Source organism: Microbacterium sp. X-17, assembly GCF_039615055.1.
In genome coordinates this window covers 146,732-160,969 of the sequence record NZ_JBDHNI010000004.1, presented here as the reverse complement: position 1 = coordinate 160,969, position 14,238 = coordinate 146,732, and the positions used below count along the sequence as shown (strand labels likewise).

The window sequence follows — 14,238 nt, the reverse complement described above, 5'->3', positions numbered from 1 at the left end:
CCCCACCCGGCCCCGGTCAGGCGGGGGTGGCGGGACGGGCGGGAAGGCGGACCGTGAACACCGTGCGGCCGGGCTTGCTCTCCACGTCGATCGTGCCGTGGTGGGCCTCGACGATCGCGCGCGCGATCGACAGGCCGAGACCCGTGCCGCCGGTCTGCCGGGCGCGGGAGCGGTCGGCGCGGGAGAAGCGCTCGAACAGCTCGTCCGCGATGGCGGGATCGATACCCGGGCCGTCGTCCTCGACGCGCAGGATGGCCTCCTTGTCCTCCTGCGCGACGCTCACGGTGACGGTCGTCCCGGCGGGGGTGTGCGTGCGGGCGTTGGCGAGGAGGTTCGCCACGACCTGATGCAGCCGACTCTCGTCGCCGGCGATCACGACCGGCTCCTCACCGACGTCCAGGGTCCACCCGTGGTCGGGCCCCGCGACCTGCGCGTCGCCGACCGCCTCGATGGCGAGCCGGGACAGGTCGACGGTCCCGTACACGAGCTCCTGGCCCTCCTCCAGCCGCGCGAGCAGCAGGAGGTCCTCGACGAGCGCGGACATCCTGAGCGACTGCGCCTGGATCCGTTCGAGCGCCGCGGTCGTCGTGCCGCCCGTGCCATCCGCTGCCGGCGCCTTGCGGAGCGCCCGCAACGAGAGCTCGGAGTATCCGCGGATGGATGCCAGGGGGGTGCGCAGCTCGTGGCTCGCGTCCGCGACGAACTGCCGCATCCGCTCCTCGTTGCGCTGGCGCTTCTCCAGCGAGACGCCGACGTGGTCGAGGAGCGTGTTGAGGGCCGCGCCGACGCGGCCGATCTCGGTGCGCTCGTCCGCCTGCGCGATCGGCACGCGCTCGGCGATCTGCACCTCGCCCTCCGAGAGCGGCATGGTCGCGACGCGCTCGGCGGTGTCCGCGACGGCGCGCAGGGGCCGGAGGCTCCGGCGGATGACGGCGGCGAGGATCGTCGCGAGGATCAGCAGGCCGCCCACCGTCACGAGGGCGACGGTCGTGAGGATGCGCGCGAGCGTCGCGGTGGTCTCGCTCATGGGGAGGCCGACGATCCAGGACAGACCGCGGTCCTGCCCCGTCAGCACGCGGTAGTCGCCGAGGCCGGTGACCGACACGGTCGAGAACGTCCCGGGGCCGAGGCCGGAGGCGAGCTCCTGGATCTGGTCGATCGTGAGCGTCTGCACGCTCTCGTCGCTGCCGACGTACGCGCCGGTGAGGCTGTCGGTCGTCCGCAGCACGAGGAGGAAGCCGGCCGGATCCCGGCCCTGGTTCAGCACGTCGGAGGCGGACGCATCGGTGCGGACGTGGATGCCCTGGACCGCCTGGATCAGCCCCGGATCGAGGCTCTGCTGCAGGATCGACGACAGGATCGCGCCCGTGGCGAGCGCGATCGCGATCAGCAGCGCGGCGACGAAGCCGATGACCGTGGCCATCAGCCGGGTCTGCAGGGTCCAGGTGCGGCGGCGGCGGCGGGGGGGCGGCGGGGTGGGGGGAGCGGTCGTGGTGGTCACTGGGGGGATTTGATCATGTATCCGACGCCGCGGACCGTGTGGATCAGCGGCTCGCGCCCGGCGTCGATCTTCTTGCGCAGGTACGAGATGTAGAGCTCGACGACCGAGGAGCGGCCCCCGAAGTCGTAGTTCCAGACGCGGTCGAGGATCTGCGCCTTCGACACGACGCGGCGCTGGTTGCGCATGAGGTAGCGGAGGAGCTCGAACTCCGTCGCGGTGAGCTCGATGGAGGCGCTCCCGCGGTCGACCTCGTGGCTGTCCTCGTTGAGCGTGAGGTCGCCGACGCGGAGGATCGGCTCGGTGTCGCTCGACTGCGCGGTCCCGGCGCGGCGCATGAGTCCGCGGAGCCGGGCGACGACCTCCTCGAGGGAGAACGGCTTCGTGACGTAGTCGTCGCCGCCCGCCGTGAGGCCCGCGACCCGGTCGCCGACGGCATCCTTCGCCGTGAGGAAGAGCACCGGCACGTCGTTGCCCGACTGACGGAGCCGCTGGAGGACGGCCATCCCGTCGAGGTCGGGCATCATGATGTCGAGCACCATGGCGTCGGGGTCGAAGTCTCGCGCCTCCTGGAGCGCATGGAAGCCGCTCGTCGCCGCGCGGACATCCCAGCCCTCCATCCGCAGCGCCATCGACAGCAGGTCGGTGAGCATCTGCTCGTCGTCGACGACGAGCACGCGCGGCGAGGATCCGTCGGCGCGGCGCAGGGAAGCGGGCTGAGGCGCGGTCATGGTGAACATTCTGCGCGGAGTCCTATGTCCTTGCTATGGCTATTGCTATGCACACTCTGTGAATCGGCGTTTCCGGCGCATAGCGTTCTGATAGCTGCGGCAGCGATCCCTCATCATCCCGGTTCCTAGCGTTCTTTCCACGCCCCTCGACCGAAGGAGAGACGGATGTATCGGAAGTATCTGCGCCGCGAGCTGGGCGGCCGGATGAGGCAGACGATCATCGTCGCCGCCGGCCTCGCGATCGCGATCGCGCTCGTGATCGTCGTGAACGCGCTCTCCGCCGGGGTCCGCGACGCGCAGGCGCAGGCTCTCCAGTCCGTCTACGGCGTCGGCACGGACCTCACGGTCACCGGCGCGGCCGCCACCGGTGACGGTCAGGGCGGCCAGGGTCAGGGCGGCCAGGGCGGCCCGCGGTTCCAGTTCGGCAGCGGGGACGGACAGTCGTCCGGCGGCACGACGAACCTCAGCCAGTCGCGCCTGCTCCCCGACATCCGCCGGGGCACGCTGGACAGCTCCGTGCTCGCCACCGTGCAGGGCGTCGACGGCGTCGCGGGCGCCTCGGCCGCCCTGAGCCTCACGAACACGACCTTCTCCGGGCAGATCCCGGACCGCTCGCAGATCCAGCAGCAGCGGCAGTCGGGCGGCGAGACCGGGCAGGGCGGCCCGGACGGCGCCGGCGGCAGCTCCTTCCACGTCGACTCCTTCACGGTGCTCGGGATCGACCCGTCGAACGCGTCGGTCGGCCCGATGTCCGCCGTCACGGTCGCCGCCGGGCGGATGCTGGACTCCTCGGATGCCGGGAAGGACGTCGCCGTCGTCGATCAGACGTACGCGACGTCGCAGAATCTCACCGTCGGCGGCACCGTGGACGTCGGCGGCACGACGATGCAGATCGTCGGGATCGTATCGTCGAGCGGATCGAGCGCGGACACCGCGTCCGAGGTGTACATCCCGCTGGACGTCGCGCAGACGCTGTCGAGCTCCGGCAACGTCGTCTCGACGGTCTACGTGCAGGCGACCTCGTCGGACGCGATCGCGAGCGTGCAGTCGGCGATCCAGGCGGCCGTGCCGACGGCGACGGTCAGCTCGGAGGCGCAGCTGGCGTCGACCGTGTCCGGGTCGCTGTCGAGCGCGTCGTCGCTCATCACGAACCTCGGCACGTGGCTCTCGATCATCGTGCTCGCCGTCGCGATCGTGCTGGCGGTGCTCTTCACGATCTCCGGCGTGACGCGCCGCACCCGGGAGTTCGGCACGCTCAAGGCGATCGGCTGGTCCAACGGCCGGGTCGTCGGGCAGGTCGCGGGGGAGTCGATGGCGCAGGGCCTCATCGGCGGCGTCGCGGGGCTGATCCTCGGCCTCGTCGCGATCGTCGTCGTGAACATCATCGGGCCCACGATCTCCGCCGCCCAGGCCGCATCCGCCGGTCGGTTCGGTGGCCCAGGCGGCGGCGGACGGGGCGCGTTCGCCGGTGCAGGCCAGGCCGCGAACGCGGCGGCGGACATCGTGCTGCACGCGCCGATCACGTTCTGGGTCGCCGTGGCCGCGGTCGGCCTCGCGATCCTCGCCGGCCTCGTCGCGGGCGCCTTCGGCGGATGGCGCGCAGCCCGGCTCAGCCCGGCCGAGGCCCTGAGGTCGGTCGCGTGATCGCCATGAACACGGCCGACGACCCCGACACCCGAGGAGCAGAGGACATGAGTCAGACCGAGGCGGACGCCGCGACCGAGACCGAGACGGATGCCGTCACCGCGAACGCCTCGGTCGGTGCGGAGGATCCGCGCCCCATCTACCGGCTCCGGGAGGTCACGAAGACCTACCGGCAGAAAGGACGCGAGGTGCACGCGCTGCGCGGCGTCGACCTCGAGATCGAGCGGGGCGCGTTCACGACCATCCAGGGTCCGACCGGCGGCGGGAAGTCGACACTGCTGCAGCTGCTCGGCGCGCTGGACCGGCCGACGTCCGGGACCGTCGAGCTCGACGGGGTCGACCTCGGCCGCGCCTCCGGCTCGAGCCTCAGCCGCGTGCGCGCCGAGAAGGTGGGCTTCGTGTTCCAGGGGTTCAACCTCATCCCGACGCTGACCGCGCACGAGAACGTCGACATGGGGCTCGAGCCGCTGCACCTGTCGGCGGCCGAGCGGCAGGAGCGGGTCACGGCCGCGCTCGTACACGTCGGCCTCGCCGACCGTGGCGAGCACCGGCCCGGGGAACTGTCCGGCGGGCAGCAGCAGCGCGTCGCGATCGCGCGCGCCATCGCCAAGCGTCCCTCGGTCCTCCTCGCGGACGAGCCCACCGGCAACCTCGACGAGCACACGCGCGACGAGATCCTCACGCTCCTCGAGGGGCTCGAGGGGCTCACGCTCATCGTGGTGACGCACGACTCCGCGGTCGCGCATCGCGCCTCGCGCCGTCTCCGCCTCGAGGCGGGCACGGTGCAGGACATCTCGGCCTGACCCCGCTTGACCTGCCTGACCCCGCCTGACCCGGGCACTGACCCGCGGCCCCCGGAGTTCACGGACGAGAAGCACGTGCCCACTACAGTGTGCACGTGCTTCTCGACTCCGCGATCTACCGCGACGGCGCGTGGGTCTCGGGCGGCATGTCCCCGCTGGAGGCCATCGAGACCAGCCGGGGCGGTGCGGGCGATCTGGTGTGGATAGGGCTCCTGCGGCCGGAGCCCAGCGAGCTGCAGCAGCTCGCCGAGGCGCTCGACCTCCATCCCCTCGCCGTGCAGGACTGCCTCCGCGGCCACCAGCGCAGCAAGCTCGAGCAGTTCGGCGACATGACCTTCCTCGTCCTGCAGCCCGCGGTCTACGACGACGACAAGGAGACCGTGACCTGCTCCGAGGTGAGCCTGTTCGTCGGCCGCGATTTCGTGCTGAGCGTCCACAACGACCGCTCGGTCGATGTCACCGCGACGCGGCACCGGCTGGAGCGGCATCCGGAGATCCTCCGCCGCGGACCCTACGTCGTCGTCTGGGCGATCTGCGAGCAGGTGATCGCCGACTACACGCCGGTGCTCCTCGGCGTCGAGAACGACATCGACCAGATCGAGGTGGACCTGTTCTCGGAGCTGCACGCCTCGGCGGTGTCGAAGCGGATCTTCGCCCTCCAGCGCGAGGTCATCGACCTCCAGCACGCCACGACGCCGCTCGGCGAGATGCTCGACCGGCTGCAGGTCGTCGTGGAGCAGATGACGGGCTCCGCCCAGACCCCGGCGCTGCAGGACCTCGACGATCGCGCGCAGCACGTCGTCGACAAGGTCGAGGTGTTCCGCTCGACCCTCGACTCGGCGATGGCCGTGCACTCCACCCTCGTGGAGGAGCAGAACAACGCGATCATGCGCGAAATGACCGAGCAGGGGCTCGAACAGGCGGATCAGTCGAAGAAGGTCGCCGCGTGGGCAGCCATCCTCTTCGCCCCGTCGCTGGTCGCCGGCATCTACGGCATGAACTTCGACAACATGCCGGAGCTGCACTGGGAGTTCGGCTACCCGATGGCGCTGCTCATCATGGTCGGCTTCTCCACGACGCTCTACATCGTCTTCAAGCGCCGCGGCTGGCTGTAGCCGGTCAGCCGGCGGAGCGGGCCCAGGAGACCATGCGGTCGAACGCCGCGTCGAGGGTGTCGTCGGCGGCCTGCAGCTCGGGATGCCGGTCGAGGTGCGCGATCGTGCGGCGGGCGCCCTCGTCGTATGTGATCGTGGTGCGGAACTCCGGGACGAGCGCGCGCACCTTCGTCGTGTCGAACACCATCGAGTGCGACTTGTCGCCGAGCAGGCCCGGGCCGAGCTCGGGCCGGAAGGCGGCGATCGCCTCGGAGGGGACGTGCACGAACTCGGGGTCGCTCACGCCCGCAGCATCCGCCATCCACCGGTAGATCTGCTCCCACGAGGGCGCATGGTCGCCGGTGATCGTGAGCGCCTCGCCGATCGCCGCGTCGGTGCCGAGGAGGCCGGTGAACGCGACGGCGAAGTCGTCCGCGTGGGTCACCGTCCACAGGCTCGTGCCGTCGCCGAGCACAACCACGGGCTTCCCGGCGCGCAGCCGCGCGACATCCGTCCACTTGCCGACGGAGACGAGCCGCGCGTCGTCGTACGTGTGGGAGGGGCGAACGATCGTGACCGGCAGCGCGCGCTCCCGGAAGGCCGCGACGAGCAGATCCTCGCACGCGATCTTGCCGCGCGAGTACTCCCAGAACGGGTTCCGGAGCGGCGTCGACTCCGTCACCGGGAGCCGGCGCACCGGCTTCTCGTACGCGGACGCCGTGCTGATGAACACGTACTGCCCGGCGAGCGGCTCGAACACGTCGAGGCTCGCGGCGAGCTGCGGGGGCGTGTAGGAGAGGAAGTCCGCGACGACGTCGAACCGCTCCCCGCGGACCGCGGCGCGCAGCCCGTCGGGATCGCGGACGTCCGCGACGAGCGAGCGCACGCCTTCCGGCATCGGCCGGTTCCCCCGGTTGAGCACGGTGACGTCGTGGCCGGCGTCGCGCGCGCGACGCACGCAGGCGCCGCTGATCGTGCCGGTGCCGCCGAGGAACAGGATCCGCAGTCTCCCCACGCGCCCCACCCTACGCGCGCGAGTTCCCGTCAGTGGGTGTCGACGGCCTCGACCTCGGAGCGGTCCGCCGACCAGAGGGTGTGGAACGTGCCCTCGCGGTCGATGCGGCGGTACGTGTGCGCGCCGAAGAAGTCGCGCTGGCCCTGGATGAGGGAAGCCGGCAAGCGGTCCGCGCGCAGGCCGTCGTAATAGGCCAGCGAAGACGCGAACGCGGGCGACGGGATGCCGGCCAGCGCCGTGCGCGCGACGATGCGGCGCCACGCGTCCTGCGCGCGAGCCAGCGCGTCGACGAAGTACGGGGCCGTCAGCAGCACCTGAAGGTCGGGGGTCTCGGCGTACGCCTCGGCGATCCGGTTCAGGAACTGCGCGCGGATGATGCAGCCCGCGCGCCAGATCTTCGACACGGCGCCGAGGTCGATGTCCCACCCGTACTGCGCGGCGCCCGCGCGGATGATGTCGAACCCCTGCGAGTACGCGACGATCTTCGACGCGTACAGCGCGAGGCGCACGTCCTCGACGAACGCGTCGGCGTCGGCCTCGGACCCCGCGGCCTCGTGCGACGGACCGGGGAGCTCGTGCGAGACGACGCGCTGTTCGGGGTGCGAGGAGAGCGAGCGGGAGAAGACGGCCTCGGCGATGCCGGACGCGGGCACACCGAGCGCGACCGCGGTCTGCACCGTCCAGCCGCCGGTGCCCTTCGCGCCGGCCTGGTCGAGGACGACGTCGACGAGCGGGCGGCCAGTGCCGGCATCCGTCTGCCGCAGCACCTCGGCCGTGATCTCGATGAGGTACGACTCGAGCTCGCCCTGGTTCCATTCGGCGAACACGTCGGCGATCTCGGCGGGTGTCTTGCCGGTGCCGCGGCGGATGAGGTCGTAGGCCTCGGCGATGAGTTGCATGTCGACGTACTCGATGCCGTTGTGCACCATCTTCACGAAGTGGCCGGCGCCGTCGTGGCCGATGTGCGTCACGCAGGGCTCGCCCTCGGCGACCGCGGCGATGGAGCGGAGGATCGGGCCGAGGGTGACCCACGACTGGTCCGAACCGCCGGGCATCAGCGAGGGCCCGTGGAGGGCGCCTTCCTCACCGCCGGAGACGCCCATGCCGACGAAGTGGATCCCCGTCTCACGCACCGCCTGTTCCCGGCGGATGGTGTCGCTGAACAGGGCGTTGCCGCCGTCGATGATGATGTCGCCCGGCTCGAACACCCGCACCAGCTCGTCGATCACGGCATCCGTGCCGGCGCCGGCTTTGACCATGATGATCGCGGTCCGCGGGGCCTGCAGCGTGTCCGCGAACTCCTCGTACGTGAACGCGGGCAGGAACCCGGCCTCCGGGTGCTCGACCACGAGCGCGTCGGTCTTGGAGCGGCTGCGGTTGAACACCGCGACCGTGTTCCCCTCGCGGCTGGCGAGGTTGCGGGCGAGGTTCGACCCCATCACCGCGAGGCCGACGACTCCGATGTTGGCTGTGGCGTCGGTCACGGGCTCAGTCCTTGCGGTAGCCGGCGCGGCCCATGGACCAGAAGGCGCCGATGGCCCCGATCGTGCCGAGGAGGGCGATGGCCCCGATGACCCACATCACGATGTCGGTGGCGAGCGAAGGCGTCATGGGGTCTCCCGGATCGAGCGGCTGGGGGCGTCCTCAGCTTAGCGGGCCGGCTGGTAGACTCTTGCCGAACTTCGGCGAGGGATGCTGCGCCAGCATCCGTGATCGACGGGGCCGCAGGCTCACAGGTCTCCTCACGCGTGTGCGTTCGATATGCGTTCGAGTCGAAGCCCCAGACCCAGAACATCGGGCCGTAGGCCCGCGAAAGAGTCGGGCCGTGCGCCCGCAAGGAGACATCCCATGTCGGAAGACACCACGGTTCACGCCGAGCTGCGCGAGAGCTTCGGAAAGGGCTACGCGCGTCGCCTGCGCGCCGCCGGCAAGATCCCCGCCGTTCTCTACGGGCACGGCACCGCGCCGGTCCACGTCGCGCTGCCCGGCCACCAGGTCGCGCTCCTCATCCGCCGCGCCAACGCGGTGCTCGAGCTCGACATCGCCGGCAAGGGCCAGCTCGCGCTCGTGAAGGACGTGCAGAAGGACCCGGTGCACCAGATCATCGAGCACATCGACCTCCTGATCGTCCGTCGCGGCGAGAAGGTGCACGTGGACGTGCCCGTCGTGGTCGTCGGCACCTCCGCCGCCGGCACGATCGTGAACCTGGATGCGACCTCCGTCGCGCTCGAGGTCGAGGCCACGCACATCCCCGAGAGCATCGAGGTCGACGTCGAGGGCCTCGAGGACGGCGCGCACATCACCGCCGCCGACCTCACGCTGCCCCGCGGCGCCGCCCTGACCGCCGACCCGGAGACGCTCGTCGTCGCGATCTCGGTCCCCGTCGCCGCCCTCCAGGCGGAGGAGGAGATCGCCGAGGCCGACGCCGCGGTCGCGGCGGAGCAGTCCGGCGAGGCCGCGGCCGAGTAGGCCGCCCCGCTCACGCATGCCCGAGACGTGGCTCGTCGTGGGGCTGGGGAATCCCGGCCCCCGGTACGAGCGCACGCGGCACAACATCGGCCAGCTCGTCGTCGACGAGCTGGCCGATCGCCGTCGTGAGGCCTTCCGGGCGCACAAGGCGAACGCCCGGGTCGCCGAGACGTGGTCGCGCCCCGGCGGATCCCGCCTCATCCTCGCGAAGCCCAACTCGTTCATGAACGTCTCCGGCGGGCCCGCGTCGGGCCTCGCGTCCTACTACCGCGTCGAGCCCGACCGCGTCGTCGTGGTGCACGACGACCTGGACCTCCCGTACGACACGATCAAGCTCAAGGTCGGCGGCGGCCACGGCGGGCACAACGGCGTGCGCGACGTCGCGAAGGCGCTCGGCACGGCGGAGTTCCCGCGCGTGCGCGTCGGCATCGGCCGCCCGCCCGGCAGCAAGGACCCCGCCGACTGGGTGCTCGACGAGTTCGGCGCCACGGAGCGGCAGACGCTCCCGATCCTCGTGTCGGACGCCGCGGACGCCGTCGAGCTCCTCGTCGACGGCGGCCTCCTCGCCGCCCAGCAGCGCTTCCACGCCCCCCGCCTCTGACCCTCCCCGGGCCTGCTCCCCGCCGGCCCGCCCGTGCTTACCCCATCCCGTGACGAGCGGAGGAGATGGGACGGGCGGAGGAGGGGATGCCCGGGATCGGTCCTCCCTTCGTCTCATCTCCTCCCTTCGTGACGCCCGCCGGCCTAGATCGCGGACCGTAGGATTGTCGGGTGACTGTTCCCGGGATCGTGCGCGCCCTCGAACGGTCGACGGACTTCGCGGATGCCCTCGCCCTCGCGGGCGTCGACGCGGACTTCTCCCTCGTCGAGGGGCTCGACGCGCCCCTGCTCGCGGCGCTGATCGAGCGGCGGCGGGCGGCGGGTCGGCCGCCGGTCCTCCTCGTGATCGCGCCGACGGGGCGGCGGGCGGAGGCCCTGGTCCCGGCGCTCGAGGCGCTGCTCCCCGAGGCGACGGTGCGCCACTTCCCCGCGTGGGAGACGCTGCCGCACGAGCGCCTCAGCCCGAGCCCCGAGACGATCGGCCGGCGCCTCGAGGTGCTGCGCGCCGTGGCGACGCAGGACGGCGCCGTGCCGCTCGTCGTGACGGCATCCGTCCGGGCCGCGCTGCAGCCGATCGCGTCCGGCCTCGCGGACGCCGCGCCCATCGTGCTCGAGGTCGGCGGCCGGGGCACGGAGCTCGCCGAGGTGAGCGCGCTTCTCGTCGAGCGGGCGTACCACCGCGTCGACATGGTGTCGCGGCGCGGCGAGTTCGCGGTGCGCGGCGGCATCCTCGACGTGTTCCCGCCGACGGCCGAGCATCCCTCCCGCGTCGAGTTCTTCGGTGACGAGGTCGACCAGATCCGCGCGTTCTCGATCGCGGACCAGCGGTCGCTCCCCGGGGAGGTGCGGCGGGTCGAGCTCGTCGCGAGCCGCGAGCTGCTGCTGACGGATGCCGTCCGCGAGCGGGCGCGGGGCCTCATCGACCTCCTGCCGGGGATGGCCGGGATGCTGGAGCGCATGGCCGAGGGCATCCCGGTCGAGGGCATGGAGTCGCTCATCCCCGCGCTCGCCGAGGACGTCGTGACCCTCGTCGACTACCTGCCCGAGCGGGCGGCGGTGGCGGTCGTGGACCCGGAGCGCGCCGCGACCCGGGCCGCGACCCTCGCCGAGACCGACCGCGAGTTCCTCGACGCGGCGTGGAGCGCCGCGACCGCCGGAGGCGCGGCTCCCGTCGACATGGCGGCGCTCGGCTCGCAGCTGGATGCCGGCGACTTCGTCTCCCTCGCCCGCTTGCGCGAGGTCGCGGGCGACCGCGGCGACGCCTGGTGGACCCTCAGCGCGTTCGACGCCGGCCCGGAGGATCCGTCGTACGTCCGCCTCGACGCCTCGGCGGTCCCGTCGTTCCAGGGCAACGTCGACGGCGCGACCGCGTACGTCGCGGAGCGCCTCGCGGAGGGATGGCGCGTCGTGGTGACGACGTCCGGCCCGGGCCTCGCCGACCGCGCGCGCGACGTGCTCGCCGAGCGCGGCACCGCAGCCCGGCGCGTCGACGGCGTCGACGGCTCGCCGGAGACGGGCACCGCGCTCATCGCGCTCGCGGGGCTGGAGCGCGGGTTCGAGGCGCCGGGAGCACGCCTCGTGGTCCTGACGGAGGCCGAGTTCTACGGTCGCACGATCGCGGGCGACCAGCGCGCCGTGAAGAAGCTCGCCTCGCGCCGGCGCAACGTCGTCGATCCGCTCCAGCTGAAGCCAGGTGACGTCGTCGTGCACTCGACGCACGGCATCGGCCGGTTCGTCGAGCTCACGCAGCGCGAGGTGTCCGGCGGCGGACGGAACGCGCCGAAGAGCACGCGCGAATACGTGGTCCTGGAGTACGCGCCGTCGAAGCGCGGATACCCGGGGGACAAGCTCTACGTCCCGACCGACCAGCTCGACCTGCTGTCGCGCTACGTCGGCGGGGAGGCGCCGACCCTCTCGAAGATGGGCGGCAGCGACTGGGCGCAGGCGAAGGGCCGCGCGCGCAAGGCGGTCCGCGACATCGCGGTCGAGCTCGTGAAGCTGTACTCGGCGCGGATGGCGGCGAAAGGACACGCGTTCGGCCCGGACACGCCCTGGCAGCGTGAGCTCGAGGAGGCGTTTCCGTTCGCGGAGACGCCCGACCAGCTGCAGACGATCGACGAGATCAAGGCCGACATGGAGAAGGCCGTCCCGATGGACCGGCTCCTGTCCGGCGACGTCGGCTTCGGCAAGACCGAGGTCGCCGTCCGCGCCGCGTTCAAGGCGATCCAGGACGGCACGCAGGTTGCGATGCTCGTGCCGACGACGCTGCTCGTGAAGCAGCACCTCGAGACGTTCGCCGAGCGCTTCGCCGGCTTCCCGGTCAAGGTGCGCCCCCTCTCGCGGTTCCAGAGCGACAAGGACGCGAAGGAGACGCTCGCCGGGCTGACGGACGGGTCGGTCGACATGGTGATCGGGACGCACCGGATCCTCACGGAGAAGGTCGTCTTCAAGAACCTCGGGCTCATGATCATCGACGAGGAGCAGCGCTTCGGCGTCGAGCACAAGGACGCTCTGAAGAAGCTCAAGACCAACGTCGACATCCTCGCGATGAGCGCGACGCCGATCCCGCGCACGCTGGAGATGGCGGTCACCGGCATCCGCGAGATGTCCACCCTGCAGACCCCGCCCGAGGACCGGCATCCGATCCTCACGTACGTCGGCGCGCGCTCCGACAAGCAGGTGGCCGCCGCGATCCGCCGGGAGCTGCTGCGCGAGGGCCAGGTGTTCTACGTGCACAACCGGGTGCAGTCGATCCAGCGCGTCGCGGCGCAGCTCGCCGAGCTCGTGCCGGAGGCGCGGATCGCCGTCGCGCACGGTCAGATGGGGGAGCATCAGCTCGAGCAGGTCGTCGACGACTTCTGGGAGCGCCGCGCCGACGTGCTCGTCTCGACGACGATCATCGAGACCGGCCTCGACATCTCGAACGCCAACACGATCATCATCGACCGCGCCGACAAGTACGGGCTCTCGCAGCTGCACCAGCTGCGCGGACGCGTCGGCCGCGGCCGCGAGCGCGCTTACGCGTACTTCCTCTACGACGAGGATCGGCCGCTGTCGGAGACCGCCGCCGACCGGCTGCAGACGATCGCGGTCAACAACGACCTCGGCAGCGGGATGCAGGTCGCGCTCAAGGACCTGGAGATCCGCGGCGCGGGCAACCTGCTCGGCGCCGAGCAGGCCGGACACATCGCCGGCGTCGGCTTCGACCTGTACCTCCGCATGATCGGCGAGGCCGTTGCGACGTTCCGCGGCGAGGAGACCGAGGGCCCGACCGAGCTGCGGCTGGAGCTGCCGGTGCAGGCCCGCATCCCGGAGTCGTACATCGACAGCGAGCGGCTGCGGCTCGAGGCATACCAGAAGCTCTCCGCGGCGGCATCCGCGACCGCGGCGGACGACGCGCTCGACCTCGTGATGGACGAGCTGCGCGACCGCTACGGCGAGCCGCCGGCCGAGGTCGAGGGGCTGCTGCGCGTCGCCCGGCTGCGCCGTCGCGCGGCCCGATCCGGGCTGGCCGACGTGGTCGCGATGGGCCCGAACCTGCGGATCGCCCCCGCCGACCTCCCCGACTCGCGCCGCGTGCGCCTCCAGCGCCTGTATCCCAAGGCGAAGCTCGTCGCGAACGGCGACGCCGTCGTCGTGCCGCTCCCGACGGACACCGATCTGATCGCCTGGGTCGAGACGCTCCTGGACCAGCTCTTCCCGCTCCCGGCGCCGGTCTCCGAGCCGGTTCCCGCTCCGGCGGCGGATCCCGCGTAGCCTGGGGGCGGACGAGGAGGTCGCGATGCGATACCGGCACCTGGGGGTCGAGCCCCGCATCCATCCCACGGCGGTGATCGCTCCGACCGCGGTCATCAGCGGTGACGTCGAGATCGGCCCGGAGTGCCAGGTGCTCCACGGGGCGGTCATCACCTCGGAGGGCGGCGCCGTCACGCTGGGGGAGAGCGTCATCGTGATGGAGAACGCGATCATCCGCGCCACCGCGATCAACCCGGTGCACATCGGCGACCACGTGCTCGTCGGTCCGATGGCGAGCATCTCGGGCGCGACGATCGCCGAGGAGGTCTTCATCGCGACGGGCTCGCGGATCTTCAACGGAGCGCGGATCGGCGCGCGCAGCGAGGTGCGGATCAACGCCGTCGTGCACCTGCGCACCGAGCTGCTGCCCGACACGGTGGTGCCGATCGCGTGGGTCGCGATCGGGGAGCCGCTGCGGATCCTGCCGCCCGACCGGCACGAGGAGATCTGGGCCGCGCAGCGCGAGCTCGACTTCCCGGGCTACGTGTTCGGTCTCGACCACGACACGCCCGACCTCATGGTGCAGCTCACCGAGCGCTACGGCCGCAGCCTCGCCCGCCACGCCGACGACACCCCCGCCTGACCCACC

The 14,238-nt window shown here is 71.8% G+C and carries 12 protein-coding genes; 7 read left to right on the top strand and 5 right to left on the bottom strand.

Features of this window, described 5'->3' with window-relative positions:
* Window positions 1–16: 16 nt before the first annotated feature.
* Window positions 17–1,501, bottom strand: a complete 1,485-nt coding sequence (locus ABCS02_RS20240) for an ATP-binding protein (protein ID WP_345837493.1) — start codon at window positions 1,499–1,501, stop codon at window positions 17–19.
* Entirely contained in the window at window positions 1,498–2,229 is a 732-nt protein-coding gene (locus tag ABCS02_RS20235; protein ID WP_345837492.1) for a response regulator transcription factor, read from the bottom strand. Before ABCS02_RS20235 ends, ABCS02_RS20240 begins: the two co-directional genes overlap by 4 nt.
* A gap of 165 nt (window positions 2,230–2,394) precedes the next feature.
* Here ABCS02_RS20235 and ABCS02_RS20230 point away from each other — a divergent pair, with 165 nt between their 5' ends.
* From ABCS02_RS20230 to ABCS02_RS20220, 3 genes are all read left to right on the top strand, one after another.
* Entirely contained in the window at window positions 2,395–3,873 is a 1,479-nt protein-coding gene (locus ABCS02_RS20230) for an FtsX-like permease family protein (RefSeq protein WP_345837491.1), read from the top strand.
* A gap of 137 nt (window positions 3,874–4,010) precedes the next feature.
* Window positions 4,011–4,676 (top strand): ABC transporter ATP-binding protein, encoded by a 666-nt coding sequence (locus tag ABCS02_RS20225; protein ID WP_345837998.1) that lies wholly within the window; start codon window positions 4,011–4,013, stop codon window positions 4,674–4,676.
* 95 nt (window positions 4,677–4,771) lie between these two features.
* The gene (locus ABCS02_RS20220; RefSeq protein ID WP_345837490.1) at window positions 4,772–5,791 is read left to right on the top strand and encodes a magnesium and cobalt transport protein CorA; all 1,020 of its coding nucleotides are present in this window, start codon (window positions 4,772–4,774) and stop codon (window positions 5,789–5,791) included.
* 4 nt (window positions 5,792–5,795) lie between these two features.
* On the opposite strand, the gene ABCS02_RS20215 is transcribed toward ABCS02_RS20220, so the two are convergent.
* The 3 genes from ABCS02_RS20215 to ABCS02_RS20205 are packed head-to-tail and all read right to left on the bottom strand — an operon-like array spanning window position 5,796 to window position 8,396.
* A complete protein-coding gene (locus ABCS02_RS20215) occupies window positions 5,796–6,785 on the bottom strand; it encodes an NAD-dependent epimerase/dehydratase family protein (RefSeq protein WP_345837489.1) in 990 nt (329 codons plus the stop codon).
* A gap of 29 nt (window positions 6,786–6,814) precedes the next feature.
* The gene (gndA, locus tag ABCS02_RS20210) at window positions 6,815–8,269 is read right to left on the bottom strand and encodes an NADP-dependent phosphogluconate dehydrogenase (protein ID WP_345837488.1); all 1,455 of its coding nucleotides are present in this window, start codon (window positions 8,267–8,269) and stop codon (window positions 6,815–6,817) included.
* A 4-nt stretch (window positions 8,270–8,273) separates the two neighbouring features.
* The gene (locus ABCS02_RS20205; protein WP_345837487.1) at window positions 8,274–8,396 is read right to left on the bottom strand and encodes a hypothetical protein; all 123 of its coding nucleotides are present in this window, start codon (window positions 8,394–8,396) and stop codon (window positions 8,274–8,276) included.
* Window positions 8,397–8,633: 237 nt separating this feature from the next.
* On the opposite strand from ABCS02_RS20205, the gene ABCS02_RS20200 reads away from it, so the two are divergent.
* From ABCS02_RS20200 to ABCS02_RS20185, 4 genes are all read left to right on the top strand, one after another.
* Window positions 8,634–9,254 carry a 50S ribosomal protein L25/general stress protein Ctc gene (locus ABCS02_RS20200; RefSeq protein WP_345837486.1) on the top strand — a complete coding sequence of 207 codons (621 nt, stop codon included), beginning with the start codon at window positions 8,634–8,636 and terminating at the stop codon, window positions 9,252–9,254.
* Window positions 9,255–9,270: 16 nt separating this feature from the next.
* Window positions 9,271–9,855, top strand: coding sequence for an aminoacyl-tRNA hydrolase (gene pth / locus ABCS02_RS20195; RefSeq protein WP_345837485.1), 585 nt, complete (start codon window positions 9,271–9,273; stop codon window positions 9,853–9,855).
* A gap of 170 nt (window positions 9,856–10,025) precedes the next feature.
* Window positions 10,026–13,610 carry a transcription-repair coupling factor gene (gene mfd / locus ABCS02_RS20190; protein ID WP_345837484.1) on the top strand — a complete coding sequence of 1,195 codons (3,585 nt, stop codon included), beginning with the start codon at window positions 10,026–10,028 and terminating at the stop codon, window positions 13,608–13,610.
* Window positions 13,611–13,635: 25 nt separating this feature from the next.
* Window positions 13,636–14,232, top strand: a complete 597-nt coding sequence (locus tag ABCS02_RS20185) for a gamma carbonic anhydrase family protein (RefSeq protein ID WP_345837483.1) — start codon at window positions 13,636–13,638, stop codon at window positions 14,230–14,232.
* Window positions 14,233–14,238: the final 6 nt, after the last annotated feature.

Excerpts from the sequence above, each read along its gene's own strand:
- ABCS02_RS20235 (WP_345837492.1), bottom strand. The coding sequence starts at position 2,229 with ATGACCGCGCCTCAGCCCGCTTCCCTGCGCCGCGCCGACGGATCCTCG.
- ABCS02_RS20230 (WP_345837491.1), top strand. The coding sequence starts at position 2,395 with ATGTATCGGAAGTATCTGCGCCGCGAGCTGGGCGGCCGGATGAGGCAG.
- ABCS02_RS20205 (WP_345837487.1), bottom strand. The coding sequence starts at position 8,396 with ATGACGCCTTCGCTCGCCACCGACATCGTGATGTGGGTCATCGGGGCC.
- ABCS02_RS20200 (WP_345837486.1), top strand. The coding sequence starts at position 8,634 with ATGTCGGAAGACACCACGGTTCACGCCGAGCTGCGCGAGAGCTTCGGA.
- pth (WP_345837485.1), top strand. The coding sequence starts at position 9,271 with ATGCCCGAGACGTGGCTCGTCGTGGGGCTGGGGAATCCCGGCCCCCGG.
- ABCS02_RS20185 (WP_345837483.1), top strand. The coding sequence starts at position 13,636 with ATGCGATACCGGCACCTGGGGGTCGAGCCCCGCATCCATCCCACGGCG.